The 14,091-nt window shown below is 36.3% G+C and carries 17 protein-coding genes; 16 read left to right on the top strand and 1 reads right to left on the bottom strand.

Annotation, left to right across the window (positions count from 1 at the left end; translation table 11 throughout):
- The first annotated feature begins 7 nt into the window (after positions 1-7).
- Positions 8-1,057, top strand: a complete 1,050-nt coding sequence (fni, locus tag ABH957_RS21930; protein ID WP_404447461.1) for a type 2 isopentenyl-diphosphate Delta-isomerase — start codon at positions 8-10, stop codon at positions 1,055-1,057.
- Positions 1,058-1,306: 249 nt separating this feature from the next.
- Positions 1,307-2,095: a hypothetical protein gene (locus ABH957_RS21935; protein WP_404512208.1), complete on the top strand. Its 789-nt coding sequence runs from the start codon at positions 1,307-1,309 to the stop codon at positions 2,093-2,095.
- 143 nt (positions 2,096-2,238) lie between these two features.
- On the opposite strand, the gene ABH957_RS21940 is transcribed toward ABH957_RS21935, so the two are convergent.
- Positions 2,239-2,373 (bottom strand): YpzI family protein, encoded by a 135-nt coding sequence (locus ABH957_RS21940; RefSeq protein ID WP_000513901.1) that lies wholly within the window; start codon positions 2,371-2,373, stop codon positions 2,239-2,241.
- A 117-nt stretch (positions 2,374-2,490) separates the two neighbouring features.
- Between ABH957_RS21940 and ABH957_RS21945 the strand changes: the two genes are divergently transcribed.
- The 14 genes from ABH957_RS21945 to hepT all read left to right on the top strand — a co-directional run bounded on the left by ABH957_RS21945 (position 2,491) and on the right by hepT (position 13,975).
- Entirely contained in the window at positions 2,491-3,102 is a 612-nt protein-coding gene (locus ABH957_RS21945; protein WP_002086626.1) for a YphA family membrane protein, read from the top strand.
- Positions 3,095-3,988 (top strand): YIEGIA family protein, encoded by an 894-nt coding sequence (locus ABH957_RS21950; protein ID WP_002135269.1) that lies wholly within the window; start codon positions 3,095-3,097, stop codon positions 3,986-3,988. The genes ABH957_RS21945 and ABH957_RS21950 overlap by 8 nt, the downstream gene beginning before the upstream one ends.
- Positions 3,985-4,170 (top strand): capping complex subunit for YIEGIA, encoded by a 186-nt coding sequence (locus ABH957_RS21955; protein WP_002086624.1) that lies wholly within the window; start codon positions 3,985-3,987, stop codon positions 4,168-4,170. The genes ABH957_RS21950 and ABH957_RS21955 overlap by 4 nt, the downstream gene beginning before the upstream one ends.
- A gap of 124 nt (positions 4,171-4,294) precedes the next feature.
- Positions 4,295-5,605, top strand: a complete 1,311-nt coding sequence (gene der, locus ABH957_RS21960) for a ribosome biogenesis GTPase Der (protein WP_002011811.1) — start codon at positions 4,295-4,297, stop codon at positions 5,603-5,605.
- An 18-nt stretch (positions 5,606-5,623) separates the two neighbouring features.
- Positions 5,624-6,646 (top strand): NAD(P)H-dependent glycerol-3-phosphate dehydrogenase, encoded by a 1,023-nt coding sequence (locus ABH957_RS21965; protein ID WP_002011813.1) that lies wholly within the window; start codon positions 5,624-5,626, stop codon positions 6,644-6,646.
- Between the two features lie 116 nt (positions 6,647-6,762).
- Entirely contained in the window at positions 6,763-7,014 is a 252-nt protein-coding gene (locus ABH957_RS21970) for a stage VI sporulation protein F (RefSeq protein ID WP_000369753.1), read from the top strand.
- Positions 7,015-7,241: 227 nt separating this feature from the next.
- A complete protein-coding gene (locus ABH957_RS21975) occupies positions 7,242-7,445 on the top strand; it encodes a DUF2768 domain-containing protein (protein WP_002011815.1) in 204 nt (67 codons plus the stop codon).
- 65 nt (positions 7,446-7,510) lie between these two features.
- Positions 7,511-8,224 carry a hypothetical protein gene (locus ABH957_RS21980; protein ID WP_002126422.1) on the top strand — a complete coding sequence of 238 codons (714 nt, stop codon included), beginning with the start codon at positions 7,511-7,513 and terminating at the stop codon, positions 8,222-8,224.
- A gap of 242 nt (positions 8,225-8,466) precedes the next feature.
- Positions 8,467-9,945: a stage IV sporulation protein A gene (spoIVA, locus tag ABH957_RS21985; RefSeq protein WP_000416521.1), complete on the top strand. Its 1,479-nt coding sequence runs from the start codon at positions 8,467-8,469 to the stop codon at positions 9,943-9,945.
- 298 nt (positions 9,946-10,243) lie between these two features.
- Positions 10,244-10,516, top strand: a complete 273-nt coding sequence (locus tag ABH957_RS21990; RefSeq protein ID WP_001043860.1) for an HU family DNA-binding protein — start codon at positions 10,244-10,246, stop codon at positions 10,514-10,516.
- 121 nt (positions 10,517-10,637) lie between these two features.
- Positions 10,638-11,207 (top strand): GTP cyclohydrolase I FolE, encoded by a 570-nt coding sequence (gene folE, locus ABH957_RS21995; protein ID WP_113937052.1) that lies wholly within the window; start codon positions 10,638-10,640, stop codon positions 11,205-11,207.
- Positions 11,208-11,478: 271 nt separating this feature from the next.
- Entirely contained in the window at positions 11,479-12,231 is a 753-nt protein-coding gene (locus ABH957_RS22000; RefSeq protein ID WP_215587527.1) for a heptaprenyl diphosphate synthase component 1, read from the top strand.
- Positions 12,232-12,260: 29 nt separating this feature from the next.
- Complete coding sequence (menG, locus tag ABH957_RS22005; protein WP_002086620.1) at positions 12,261-12,974, top strand: 2-heptaprenyl-1,4-naphthoquinone methyltransferase; 714 nt, start codon at positions 12,261-12,263, stop codon at positions 12,972-12,974.
- Positions 12,975-13,012: 38 nt separating this feature from the next.
- A complete protein-coding gene (hepT, locus tag ABH957_RS22010) occupies positions 13,013-13,975 on the top strand; it encodes a heptaprenyl diphosphate synthase component II (protein ID WP_002011823.1) in 963 nt (320 codons plus the stop codon).
- Positions 13,976-14,091 lie beyond the last annotated feature (116 nt).

Consider the following 14,091-nt stretch of genomic DNA (forward strand, 5'->3'; position numbering starts at 1 on the left):
GGTACAAGTGGTAAGGGCAAAACGTAAATTAGATCATATTGAATATGCTCTTTCTACTGGTCAGTCTCGTACGCATGGCTTTCATGATATTGATTTTGTGCATCAAAGCTTGCCAAATTCAAGTTATGACACTATAACATGTGAAACAAAAATCGGCGAACTTTCACTAAGTTCGCCGATTTTTGTCAATGCGATGACTGGTGGTGGAGGAGAGCAAACATTACATATTAATGAGCAATTAGCATATGTAGCGAAACATCATAACCTTGCTATGGCTGTAGGTTCGCAAATGGCAGCTTTAAAAGATGAAAGTGAAGCGGCTTCGTATAAAGTTGTTAGGAAAGTAAATCCGAATGGGATTTTTTTCGCAAACTTAGGAAGTGAGGCAACTGTCGAACAGGCAGAGCGTGCCGTTGATATGATCGAAGCGAATGCACTGCAAATTCATTTAAATGTCATACAGGAGTTAACGATGCCAGAAGGAGACCGTGATTTTACTGGTGTACTTCAGCGGATTGAGAAAATAGTTTTAAAAAGTAAAGTACCTGTCATCGTAAAAGAAGTCGGTTTTGGAATGAGTAAGGAAACAGTACAACAGTTAGCGAATATAGGTATAACAGCAATTGATATTGGCGGACAAGGTGGTACGAATTTTGCTGCTGTTGAAAATGAAAGAAGACAGCGAATGCTTTCTTATTTTAATAACTGGGGCATACAAACAGCTACCTCGATTATTGAAGCAACCTCTACAAATAATAACCTCTCTTTTATTGCATCTGGGGGTATACAAACAGCACTTGACGTGGCGAAGGCAATCGCATTAGGGGCGAATACAACTGCGTTTGCTGGATACTTTTTACGTATTTTAATGCAAGATGGTGTTGAGAATTTAGTGGATGAAATTGATCTTTTACATACAGATTTAAAATTTATTATGACAGCTCTTGGCGTGAAGACGATAGAAGAGTTACAATCTGTACCTCTTGTTGTAAAAGGTGAAACGTACCATTGGTTAGCTCAGCGAGGGATTGACACTGCACATTATAGTAGGCGATAAAAAATCAACCATCCGGTTGATTTTTTTGCGTTTTATTTTCGTAAAATGAAGAGGGAGGGCGAGAAATTATCATTCTATATAATTCTATAAATGGAAAAAAGAGAGAATTTATATTATAATAAAAGTATATACAAATATCGTGCAGAAAAGCTAAAATTGAAAAAAGGGTTATAAAAATGAAGAAATGTAGAAAATGTGCTGCTGAATTATTGGAGGAATCTTACTTTTGCCATGTTTGTGGAGAAAAACATGGTAAAAGTAAGAAAGTATTCCTCTCTATATAGCTGGTTAGCGATAAAACAAGATAAGAGATTGCTATTTAAGAGTCAAAAGAAACAAGGAAAAATTTACGATAATTTAGGGGATGAGGATGTTAATAAAAAAGGAGATAATGTATCTTCAAATAGTAAAAATACAATAGGACGCATTACATATAATAGTGAAGATGTTAACATCCATGCACGAAATATAAGAGAAGATACAGCGGTTTCTGGATATAATAAAAAGGTTGAAATTTCATTAACTTCAAATGTAAGAGAAGGAGATTTTAGTTCAACAACAGCACAATTAGCAATTAAAATGGCGAATATTGCAATCGCAGTCGGGAATAAATTGTATAGGAATCCAACGGTGAATGAAGGAAGGGGAATAGAAGCACTAATTTTGCCAAGGGAATTAGGAGAAGACAAAAATCCATCGGAAGATTCGTATGCAATTTATTATTTTAATATACCAAATGAAGTGAGTTTAAGTAATGCTGAAGTAGTATTACTTTCTGATCAAGGAAATACCATTGTGAGTAGGGAAATTAAAGGAGAAAAAGAAGATATTGTAGGTGCGAAAAAAGAGGTTGAGCGAAAGTTAAATGAGATAGGAGAGACGGATTATGTACGTGTAGAGGTAAAGAGTAAAAATCCTTCTCTACATACGTATTATGTTATTACATATTCTAAAAAACCAACAGGTGTAGTTACGATTGATGCCTCGTTGAGTGATAGGGTTTATAATGCGAAAACAAAAGAATTATATTACGAGTAGAAATAAATAAAATAATTGTGTAAAAAGACGGTTTCGTACAATATCGAAACCGTCTTTTTGTATTGCCTATTTGAGGGCAGCTTGATTGGTGTGGGCTAATAATCAGTGGGGATGGATCCCCCCCCACTGAGGTTTCACTTTATTTAATGCTGATTTTGCTTTCGAGCTTGCTCCGGTGTATCAAGACTTGTTGCACCGGGATATTGAAGTGATTGGTCGCGATCAGATTCAACGCGGCGTGATTCTCTTAGCTTTCGTTCTTGGCGATCTTTACCCATTGTGAGTTACACCTCCTTATTAAAAGTTTTGCTGTTATGAGAAAAACTATGCACAAAGAAAAGGAGGATTAACTTTCATAAAAAGTTCCCATAATGGAAATCATAGGAGGTGAAATGATGGATGGGAGTACTTTTTATTTTGTTGCTTGGATAGGGTGGATTGTCGTGACCTTTTTTATGAAAAAGGAATCTATTCGTTGGAAGATAAGTGCTTGTATATTAATTTTTATTATTTGTTCTCCGTTAAATGTGACGATTGCTTCTTTCACGATATCGGTAAATGCCCTTTTGCTTTGTATTATTTCTTTTGTAGGTATCGCGTTATATTCTATTTGGAAAAAATTGTATACCTTACTTTCGGCACTTATTATCGCAATGTTATATACAAGCTTTCATTTGTTAGAAGTATATGATCCAATTTGGATTGTGGTTGATAGGTTGTTGCTGTTAAGTGGTGCACTTGTGTATGCATCGGTTTTATTGCACGGGGATCGCATATTACGATTATGCTCCTTATATATAGGGATGTTACAAGGAGAATTATTGGTGACGCTGATTTTTCGTAAATTACATTTTCCTTATGAATACGGCAGTTTAGCTTTTTTAGATGTTGCTGCTGTTTCCACTTTATTTATGGCGATTTTACTTTGGATTACAAAGGCATCGGTATATATGGAACAATTTAAGAGGAAAACACGTAAAAGAAAGGCGAGGGTAATACATGACTGAATATACACCAGCTATTTTATGTGGCGTAATTGCAGGTACAATAACTAGGTTGTTAATGCTTCGTACCGATACGAGGCAATATCCGACGAGGCTTCACGGGAAAATTATTCATATCGCGATGGGATTAATTGCGGCTGCCTTAGGAGCAATTGCGATTCCGTCTGTTTTGAAAAAAGATTTCTCTGCAATTACATTTCTTACGTTAGCAGCGACGCAATTTCGTGATGTGCGCAATATGGAAAGAAATACACTTCAACAATTAGATGGATATGAGCTCGTACCACGTGGTAATACATACATTGAAGGAATTGCATTAGTATTTGAAAGTCGTAACTACTTGGCGATGTTAACGTCGTTTGTAACAACGTTTGCGTATATAGGATTCGATTCATGGATTGCCGGGGTAATTACTGGTATAGTAAGTTTTTTCATTGCGAAAAAATTAATGTCAGGTAAAAGACTTCATGACCTTGTAGAAATAGAGCATGTTCCACTTCGTTTTGAAGGAGCGGGACTTTATATTGATAATATTTACATTATGAATATTGGATTGCCAGCAAGGCAAGAAGAAATTATGAAATATGGAATGGGATTTATTTTAAAACCAAAATCGATAGATGCGATGGTTACAATCTCAAACTTAGGACAACGGCAAGCTATTTTACATGATGTTTCGGTTGCTTTAGGAATATATAGAGATTCTGGAACGCCGGCACTTGTACCGTTAGCGAAGCGTGATTTAGAGGATGGGAGAGTTGGGGTTTTTGTTCTGCCGCAAGATCAAGATGCAGAAAAAGCGATAGGGGTAATCGGAAATGTACCAACATTAGAGAGTGCTGTTCATATGTCATCAGAAGCTCCGAAAGGAAGGGGAGATAAGAGATGATGTTAGAAAGTGTTATTCTCGCAGTCATTACAACAACGCCAGAGAAATTTGCAGGTGGTGCCCCTTTATTTATTTGCGAGTCGACAGAGGAACTGGAATTTGTTGCAAATAATTTAGAGGCTATTTTAGATGGTATTGCACATCGCTTACAAGATAATGTATATATTATTGTGAAACATTAGTAACGTGTGGTATAATGTGAGGTGTTTTGATACGTTGAGAAATATTCTGGAATGCAAATCCCTTCTTGCACAAAGAAGGGTTTTTTACATAATAAACAGAAGCAAGTTGAAAGGATGAAAGTATATGCCGAAACCAGTAATAGCGATAGTAGGCCGCCCGAACGTAGGGAAATCTACTATTTTCAATAGAATTGTTGGAGAAAGAGTTTCAATCGTAGAAGATATACCAGGTATAACGCGAGACCGTATTTATAGTGCGGGAGAATGGTTAAATCATGAGTTTAACATTATTGATACAGGTGGAATTGATATTGGAGACGAGCCGTTCTTGACACAAATTCGTCAACAGGCGGAAGTAGCGATTGATGAAGCGGATGTTATCATTTTTATGACGAATGGTCGCGATGGTGTAACTGCAGCAGATGAAGAAGTTGCTAAAATTTTATACCGTTCTAAAAAACCAATTGTACTTGCGGTAAATAAGGTTGATAATCCAGACATGCGTAGTGATATTTATGATTTTTATGCATTAGGATTTGGCGAGCCATTCCCGATTTCAGGTACACACGGTTTAGGACTTGGTGATTTGTTAGATGAAGCTGCAAATCATTTTCCAAAGATTGAAGAAGAAGCGTATGACGATGAAACAATCCGTTTCTCTTTAATTGGACGTCCAAACGTAGGGAAATCATCACTTGTAAATGCACTTCTTGGTCAAGAACGTGTAATTGTAAGTAATATAGCGGGAACGACACGTGATGCTGTCGATACACCATATAGTAAAGATGATCAAGATTATGTAATCATCGATACAGCTGGTATGCGTAAAAAAGGGAAAGTATACGAAAGTACAGAAAAGTATAGTGTACTTCGTGCACTTAGAGCGATTGAACGTTCTGACGTTGTTTTAGTCGTTTTAGACGGAGAAGAAGGAATTATTGAGCAAGATAAAAAAATCGCTGGATATGCTCATGATTCAGGACGAGCTGTTATTATCGTTGTAAACAAATGGGATGCAGTGAAAAAAGATGAAAAAACAATGAAAGCATTTGAAGAAAACATCCGTGCTCATTTCCAATTTTTAGAGTATGCACCGATTGTATTCTTATCTGCGAAAACGAAAAAGCGTACACAAACGTTATTACCGGTTATCAATGAGGTAAATGAAAGCCATAGCATCCGTGTACAAACGAATGTATTAAATGATGTAATTATGGATGCGGTAGCGATGAATCCAACGCCGACACATAATGGTAGCCGTCTGAAAATCTTCTATGCGACACAGGTTGCGGTAAAACCACCAACATTTGTTATATTTGTAAACGATACAGAATTAATGCACTTTTCATATGAGCGCTTCTTAAAGAACCGTTTACGTGAAGCGTTCGGTTTTGTAGGAACGCCGATTCACATTATCGCTAGAGCAAGAGACTAATGGAGAGGATGTGATTTTATGACAAAAATCACAGTAATAGGAGCAGGTAGCTGGGGAACAGCGTTAGCGATGGTATTAGCTGACAATGGGCATGATGTACGTATTTGGGGAAACCGTCCTGAACTCATGAATGAAATTAATACGAAGCGTGAGAACAGTAGATATCTTCCAGGGATTACATTGCCAAGCACAATCGTAGCCTACTCTTCTTTAGAAGAAGCATTAGTAGATGTAAATACAGTACTGCTAGTAGTACCGACGAAAGCGTACAGAGACGTATTGCAAGAGATGAAAGAAATTGTTACAGAGCCAATTACTTGGATTCATGCAAGTAAAGGAATCGAACCAGGTACGTCAAAACGTATTTCGGAAGTGATTGAGGAAGAAATTCCAGAGAGCTTGATTAAGGATGTTGTTGTACTATCTGGGCCGAGTCACGCTGAAGAAGTTGGATTGCGTCAAGCGACAACTGTTACGTCTGCAGCAAAGCGTATGGAAGCGGCTGAGGGAGTACAAGATTTGTTTATGAATAGCTATTTCCGTGTATATACAAACCCAGATATCGTTGGAGTTGAACTTGGTGGTGCTTTAAAAAATATTATTGCACTAGCTGCGGGGATATCTGACGGGCTTGGATTAGGTGATAATGCGAAAGCGGCATTAATGACACGTGGTTTAACAGAGATTGCTCGTTTAGGAAGAAAAATGGGCGGAAATCCGTTAACGTTTGCTGGTCTAACTGGTATGGGAGACTTAATTGTAACTTGTACAAGTGTGCATAGCCGAAATTGGCGCGCTGGAAATATGCTTGGAAAAGGGCACTCTTTAGAAGAAGTGCTAGAAAGTATGGGTATGGTTGTAGAAGGTGTAAGAACAACGAAAGCTGCTCATGAATTGGCAGAGAAAATGGAAGTTGAAATGCCGATTACAGCTGCTTTATATGACGTGCTGTTCAATGGGAATAATGTGAAAGATGCAGTAGGCTCATTGATGGGACGTGTTCGAAAACATGAAGTTGAAGCGATACCTGATTTGTTATAAAGAAAGCGGTAGAAGTACATTTCGTACTTCTACCGTTTTTTATTTTTTATGGGTCTTTTCACCAATTTTTCATCTCTGCATAGGATGAAGAGTAACTTGAGGAGAGGGTGAAAAGAATGGATAACAACATTTTTAATAACATTGAAAAAGAAGCGAAAGTGAACAAAGAAGATATTTTTAAATTAGCGTCGTCTGTTCAAAATGCGAACTTACGTGATGAGACAGTGCTTCGCCAATTGATTCATCAAGTTGCTCTAATGGCAGGACGCGAAGTGCCGAAAGAGCAAGAGGATCAAATTGTAAAAGCGATTATTAACAATAATATGCCGGCGGATTTTGGTTCGTTAAGTAAAATGTTTAAAAAATAAATTATGAGAAACAAAGAGTTTAGAGAATGCATATGATAGTTATGAAAGAATGGGAATAGAGCTGTTAAGGGCATATTTGGTCAACCGAAGCGCATCATTTCGTGCTTCGGTTTTATTATTTTAAATAAAAATCATCAATTCACGGAAAAATGATGATTTTTATTTGTTTAAAGATTTTAATTTGTTAAAATAGTATAAAAATATATTGAAAGTAAAGGGGTGTATATATGTCGGAAGGACTTATGAAAATGTGGTTTGCTTTAGGGGCAATTGGATTTATGTTTCTTGCAGTAAGTTTTATTTTATTGAGTAGGCATAAAATGAAGAATAAATTTTTGAAAGGGATTACAGCTTTAGTAGCGTACACCCTCATGATTGTATCGGGAATTGTTATTTTCCTTGTTGTATTTAGTGGCCCTATTGAGCAATAAAGGATGTGTAGTCGGTAAATGTTACAAAAGCAACAGTCCATACTAGCATGAAAAGGTGATTGTCAGTGAAAAAAATCCATATTATTTTAATATTTTGTTGCATGAGCATTTTAACAGGGTGTATGTATCCAAGAGAAAATATGAAACAAAGTGCTATTCCTTATGAAGACCAGTTGCAAGTTGTACAAAAAGCCATTAATACATATAAGGAGCAAACGGATGGTTTATTACCAATTAAGACGCGTGATATGAGTACGCCGATTTATCAGAAGTATCCAATTGATTTTCAAAAAATTGCTCCAAGGTACATACAAGAGGCGCCAGGGAATGCGTATGAAAGTGGCGGGGTATATCAATATGTATTAATAGATGTTGAAAAAAATCCGACAGTAAAGTTAATTGATGTGAGAATGGCGGAACAAATTCAAGAAGTGGCATTGAAGCTAAGGATGTATCGTGATGAACATCAATATCCACCTTTTAAAAAAGTGATTACAGATGGTGTTTATGAATTAGACTTCAAAAAACTAGGATATAAAGATGTACCACAAGTGACAAGTCCGTACTCAGGAAAAGGTCTCCCTCTTGTAATTAATGAAAAAGGAGAATTGTTTGTTGATTATAGAATCGACTTATATGAAGCGTTGAAAAAAAATGAAGGACAATTTAAAGAAGGTGAAGATATCCGGAGTATACTATCGAAGGATTCCCCGTTTGTTCCTGCATATTCTTTGCCGTACACAGTAAAAAATGGAGAACCAATTTTTTTAAAATCATAAGTCATGAACCTTTCTTTTAGTGAATAAGTTCTAGAAGAAAGGTTTTTTATGTTATACAACTTGCGATGCAAACAAAAGGTATTTTTAAATAGTCATATGAAATTGGACAAAATTATATGATATATTGTCCGAACTTCTAGAATACCATTATATTATATCAGATATTATAGGCAACATTAGAGAAGGTATTAGTTGACTATAAATGTGGAATTATTCCCAAAAATATTGAGGGAGGGAATCACTTGGAAAAGGTAGATATTTTTAAAGATATTGCGGAACGCACAGGCGGTGATATTTATTTTGGAGTTGTAGGAGCTGTTCGAACAGGGAAATCAACATTTATTAAAAAATTTATGGAACTTGTTGTTATTCCCAATATTGAAAATGAGTCAGACCGTCAAAGAGCGCAGGATGAACTGCCTCAAAGTGCTGCTGGTCGTACAATAATGACGACGGAACCGAAGTTTGTTCCAAACCAAGCGGTTTCTATCGAAGTAGATGAAGGTCTTGAAGTGAATATTCGATTAGTAGATTGTGTTGGATATACGGTTCCAGGAGCAAAAGGCTATGAAGATGAGAATGGTCCGCGCATGATTAATACTCCTTGGTATGAAGAGCCTATTCCATTCCATGAAGCTGCAGAAATCGGAACACGTAAAGTAATTCAAGAGCATTCAACAATTGGTGTCGTTATTACAACAGATGGAACAATTGGTGAAATTCCAAGAAGAGATTATATAGAGGCAGAAGAACGCGTTGTAAATGAGTTAAAAGAAGTAGGAAAGCCTTTCATTATGATTATCAATACTGTACAGCCATATCATCCAGATACGGAGCAGTTACGTCAAAGTTTATCAGAAGAATATGATATCCCAGTAATAGCCATGAGTGTAGAGAGTTTAAGAGAAACAGATGTGTATAACGTACTGCGAGAAGCATTATTCGAGTTCCCGGTTTTAGAAGTGAATGTAAACCTTCCGAGCTGGGTAATGGTACTAAATGAAGGGCATTGGTTACGCCAAAGTTATCAGGAAGCGGTTCAAGAGACTGTAAAGGATATAAAACGTCTTCGTGATGTGGACCGTGTCGTTTGGCAGTTTAGTCAATATGAATTTATTGATCGAGCGAGTCTAGCTGGCATCGATATGGGGCAAGGTGTGGCAGAGATTGATTTATATGCGCCAGATGAATTGTATGATCAAATTTTAAAAGAAGTAGTAGGAGTAGAGATTCGAGGGAAAGATCATTTATTAAAGCTTATGCTCGATTTATCTCATGCGAAAACAGAGTATGACCAAGTGGCGGATGCCCTGCGGATGGTAAAACAAACCGGATATGGAGTAGCAGCGCCTGCATTAGCTGATATGAGCTTAGATGAACCGGAAATTATTCGTCACGGCTCAAGGTTCGGTGTTAAATTAAAAGCGGTTGCGCCGTCTATTCATATGATTAAAGTGGATGTAGAATCAACATTTGAACCAATTATCGGTACTGAAAAACAAAGTGAAGAACTAGTTCGTTACTTGATGCAAGATTTTGAAGATGACCCGCTATCAATTTGGAATTCTGATATATTTGGGCGCTCTCTTAGCTCTATTGTTAGAGAAGGAATTCAAGCGAAGTTATCTCTAATGCCAGAAAACGCTCGTTATAAATTAAAAGAAACGCTAGAAAGAATTATTAATGAAGGATCTGGCGGATTAATTGCGATTATATTATAAGAAAAAAATCCCTCTAATTGCAGAGGGATTTTTTTCTTTTTGAGTACGTAATAGAAAAATAAACAGTCATTATCTAATATTTTGTTGTAAATTGTCAAGTTTCATCAGAATTTCACATTTTTAGAGTAACAATTTCCTTAAAAATATTGAATTATAAAGGAGAATCGTATAATATAGGCGTTGATAATGATTTATCTACATCTTTGTAGTATAGAATTTGTAAAAATTGCCTACAAATGAAAGTAAGACTCATTTTATGATCATTATACAGTCTTATCTTTGGGAGGAGGTGAATGGCATGAACAAGACAGATTTAATCAATGCTGTTGCAGAAGCAAGTTCCCTTTCTAAAAAGGACGCAACAAAAGCAGTGGACGCTGTTTTTGATTCTATCTTAGAAGCTTTAAAACAAGGTGATAAAGTACAACTAATCGGATTCGGTAACTTCGAAGTTCGTGAGCGTGCGGCTCGTAAAGGTCGTAACCCACAAACAGGTGAGGAGATTGAAATCGCTGCAAGTAAAGTACCTGCATTCAAACCTGGTAAAGCGTTAAAAGATGCGGTTAAATAATCCTTACATATTAACAGGGAAGAAGAGTTTCCTTTTTGGAAACTCTTCTTTTTGCTTTTAAAAACATAAATATGCTAGAATGTGTTCGTATCACTTTTAGGTTTTTCGGGAGGGCTAGCGGATGGCAAAAGTTAATTTAGAACAAATTGAACATGCAGTACGTCTTATTTTAGAGGCAATCGGAGATGACCCAAATCGCGAGGGAGTACTTGATACACCGAAACGTGTTGCGAAAATGTACGCAGAAGTATTCTCAGGAATGCATGAGGATCCGAAAGAGCATTTACACAAAGTATTCGGAGAAGACCACGAAGAGCTTGTGCTAGTAAAAGATATACCATTCTATTCGATGTGTGAGCATCATCTTGTTCCGTTTTATGGAGTTGCTCACGTTGCATATATTCCGCAAGGTGGAAAAGTAACAGGACTAAGTAAATTAGCTCGTACTGTAGACACGATTGCGCGTCGTCCACAACTACAGGAACGAATTACATCAACAGTAGCTAACTCTATTATGGAAGTACTAGAGCCGCATGGTGTAATGGTAATAGTAGAAGCAGAGCATATGTGTATGACGATGCGTGGTGTGAAAAAGCCTGGTGCGAAAACAGTAACGACTGCGGTGCGCGGCGTGTTAGAAAATGATGCAGCAGCACGTAGTGAAATTTTATCGTTTATTAAGACGAATTAAAGAAGAGCGGGAAACTGCTTTTCTTTTTTTTATATACAAAAAAATGATATAGTTTTAATGTTAAAGAGCAAGAATATAAAGGTTGAAAATTACTTCTGCCTTTTGTGTAAATGAATGTTTGTAGTTGTTAGAGACGAAGATAACTTGTATGAATAAAAGTTGAGGCTTTATTCGGTGGCAGTTTGGCAGAAGTAGCCAAGTTTTGATTATAGAAAATAGAATGTATGTGTTATAATAAATTTTATGAATTAGAAAACAAGGGTGATTTTTTGTGTGTGACATCTACGGAGGGTATGCGGGTATTAAAGAGAAATTGATGGAGAAATTACGCCATCCTTATTTTATAAACTATATTGAAGAACCATTTATTGATGAAGAAAAAATAGCGCTGTTATACGGTGCATTAAAAAGTGCAAATATACATAAAGAACAAATTGATCATTATGTCGTAACGATTATGCTTGTACAAATTGCTCTTGATACACATGAAAAAGTATCAAATAAAGCAAACGAAGAGACGAGTGGATTCCATAAGCGTCGTCAATTGACAGTTCTTGCAGGGGATTATTATAGTGGTCTATACTATTACTTATTGTCAATGAATTGTGATATTATCTTAATTCGTGCACTTGCTGAAGGAATTAAGGAGATTAATGAACATAAAATTATGCTATATCAAAAAGCACATGTGGCGATTCAAGACATAATGGAAAGTGTAGTAATAATTGAATCTGCGCTTTTGCAAAAAACATGTGATCATTTTCAGTTATCTAATTGGAAACCATATATAACTTATGTGTTAGGAAAAAATCGTCTTCAAAAAGAGTGTCAATTGTATGCTGATAAACAAAATTCACCTGTTTTTCAAGCAGTCCAAAAAATCTCATTGGATGATGATAAAAATCTGGAAACAGTAATTAATGAATGGCTTATGGAAATGAGAAAGCAGGAAGAAAATTTTTTAGAGAATCATACAGAAGTTAATGAGATAATTTCTATGTTAAGAGATAAATCAAGGAAATAAGCAACTTTACATTGGAAGAAGGTACGAGCATGCAACAATCAAAAGAAGAAAGAGTACATGACGTATTTGAGAAAATTTCTGATAAATACGATGTGATGAATTCTGTAATTAGTTTTCAAAGGCATAAGGCATGGCGCAAAGAAACGATGCGAATTATGGATGTGAAACCCGGGAGTAAGGCACTTGATGTATGCTGCGGGACGGCAGATTGGACAATTGCACTAGCGGGAGCTGTAGGTGAAGATGGGAAGGTTTACGGTTTAGACTTTAGCGAAAATATGCTAGCTGTCGGTAAACAAAAGGTAGAAGCTTTAGAATTAAAGCAAGTAGAACTTATGCATGGAAATGCAATGGAACTTCCTTATGAAGATAATACGTTTGATTATGTAACGATTGGTTTTGGGTTACGTAACGTTCCGGATTACATGCAAGTATTAAAAGAAATGACGCGTGTAGTAAAGCCTGGTGGAAAAGTAATTTGCCTGGAAACATCCCAACCAACGATGATAGGTTTTCGTCAAGGGTATGTCTTATACTTTAAATATATCATGCCGTTATTTGGAAAGATGTTTGCGAAAAGTTATAAAGAATATTCATGGCTTCAGGAATCTGCTAGTACATTCCCAGGGATGAAAGAGTTAGCACGTATGTTTGAAGAAGCTGGGCTTAAGAATGTGCAAGTGAAACCATTTACTTTTGGTGTAGCAGCTATGCATTTAGGTATTAAACCAGAATCAAAATAGAAAATAGAAAAAAGACGTTTTAGGTTAAGGTGAACAATATGAAGTTACAACTTATGTACTCTTTTTTACGATCGGATATTAATGTTATAGAAAAAGAATTGAAGAAGACAGTTGCTTCTGAGCAGCCGTTAGTAGAAGAAGCGGCATTACAGCTTATTGAAGCAGGTGGGAAGCGGATTCGCCCTGTTTTTGTTTTGCTTGCAGGGAAATTTGGGGATTATAAGTTAGATGCAATTAAGCATGTTGCGGTTGCATTAGAACTAATTCATATGGCTTCGCTTGTTCACGATGATGTCATTGATGCTGCGTTTTTACGACGCGGTAGCGCAACAGTGAATGCGAAATGGGGAGATCGTATTGCAATGTATACAGGAGACTACTTGTTTGCGAAGTCTCTTGAATGTATAACAAATATAGAAATTCCAGATGCACATCAAGCGTTGTCTCATACAATTTTAGAAGTTTGTAAAGGTGAAATCGAACAAATTAAAGATAAGTATAACTATGATCAAAATTTAAGAACGTATTTAAGAAGGATAAAACGAAAAACAGCATTGTTAATCGCCGCAAGTTGTCAGTTGGGAGCGATTGCTGCTGGTGCTAATCGTGATACTGTAAATCGTCTATTTTGGTACGGATATTTTGTTGGTATGTCTTATCAAATTATTGATGATATTTTAGATTTCGTATCGACAGAAGAGAAGCTTGGAAAGCCTGCTGGTGGTGATTTATTACAAGGTAACATTACATTACCTGTTTTGTATGCCATGGAAGATCCAGTTCTTCGTCAAAAAATTACATCTGTACATGAAAATACAACAGCAAGTGAAATGAAAGAAATTATTGATGATATTAAAGCGAGCGAAGCTATTGATAAAGCATTTTCATTTAGTGAACGTTATTTACATAAAGCATTAGAAATAATAAAACCACTCCCTCGTGGACAGGCGAAGTATGCGTTGCAAAATGTCGCAAAGTATATTGGAAAACGAAAATTTTAGTGTTTTGTCTAAAAAATAAAATAATCTCTCTATTTCAAAACTATTGCGCAATTGTGATAAGGGTGTTAATATGTGTGTGGGGATATACAATTACATACATAATTCAGAAGTGGAGA

Origin of the sequence: Bacillus sp. RC242 (assembly GCF_044908245.1) — a bacterium.
In the GTDB taxonomy this organism is placed as follows: domain Bacteria; phylum Bacillota; class Bacilli; order Bacillales; family Bacillaceae_G; genus Bacillus_A; species Bacillus_A mycoides.

Coding starts and splice junctions, on each gene's coding strand:
- ABH957_RS21935 (WP_404512208.1), top strand. CDS start 1,307: ATGGTAAAAGTAAGAAAGTATTCCTCTCTATATAGCTGGTTAGCGATA.
- ABH957_RS21940 (WP_000513901.1), bottom strand. CDS start 2,373: ATGGGTAAAGATCGCCAAGAACGAAAGCTAAGAGAATCACGCCGCGTT.
- ABH957_RS21945 (WP_002086626.1), top strand. CDS start 2,491: ATGGATGGGAGTACTTTTTATTTTGTTGCTTGGATAGGGTGGATTGTC.
- ABH957_RS21950 (WP_002135269.1), top strand. CDS start 3,095: ATGACTGAATATACACCAGCTATTTTATGTGGCGTAATTGCAGGTACA.
- ABH957_RS21955 (WP_002086624.1), top strand. CDS start 3,985: ATGATGTTAGAAAGTGTTATTCTCGCAGTCATTACAACAACGCCAGAG.
- der (WP_002011811.1), top strand. CDS start 4,295: ATGCCGAAACCAGTAATAGCGATAGTAGGCCGCCCGAACGTAGGGAAA.
- ABH957_RS21965 (WP_002011813.1), top strand. CDS start 5,624: ATGACAAAAATCACAGTAATAGGAGCAGGTAGCTGGGGAACAGCGTTA.
- ABH957_RS21970 (WP_000369753.1), top strand. CDS start 6,763: ATGGATAACAACATTTTTAATAACATTGAAAAAGAAGCGAAAGTGAAC.
- ABH957_RS21975 (WP_002011815.1), top strand. CDS start 7,242: ATGTCGGAAGGACTTATGAAAATGTGGTTTGCTTTAGGGGCAATTGGA.
- ABH957_RS21990 (WP_001043860.1), top strand. CDS start 10,244: ATGAACAAGACAGATTTAATCAATGCTGTTGCAGAAGCAAGTTCCCTT.
- folE (WP_113937052.1), top strand. CDS start 10,638: ATGGCAAAAGTTAATTTAGAACAAATTGAACATGCAGTACGTCTTATT.
- menG (WP_002086620.1), top strand. CDS start 12,261: ATGCAACAATCAAAAGAAGAAAGAGTACATGACGTATTTGAGAAAATT.
- hepT (WP_002011823.1), top strand. CDS start 13,013: ATGAAGTTACAACTTATGTACTCTTTTTTACGATCGGATATTAATGTT.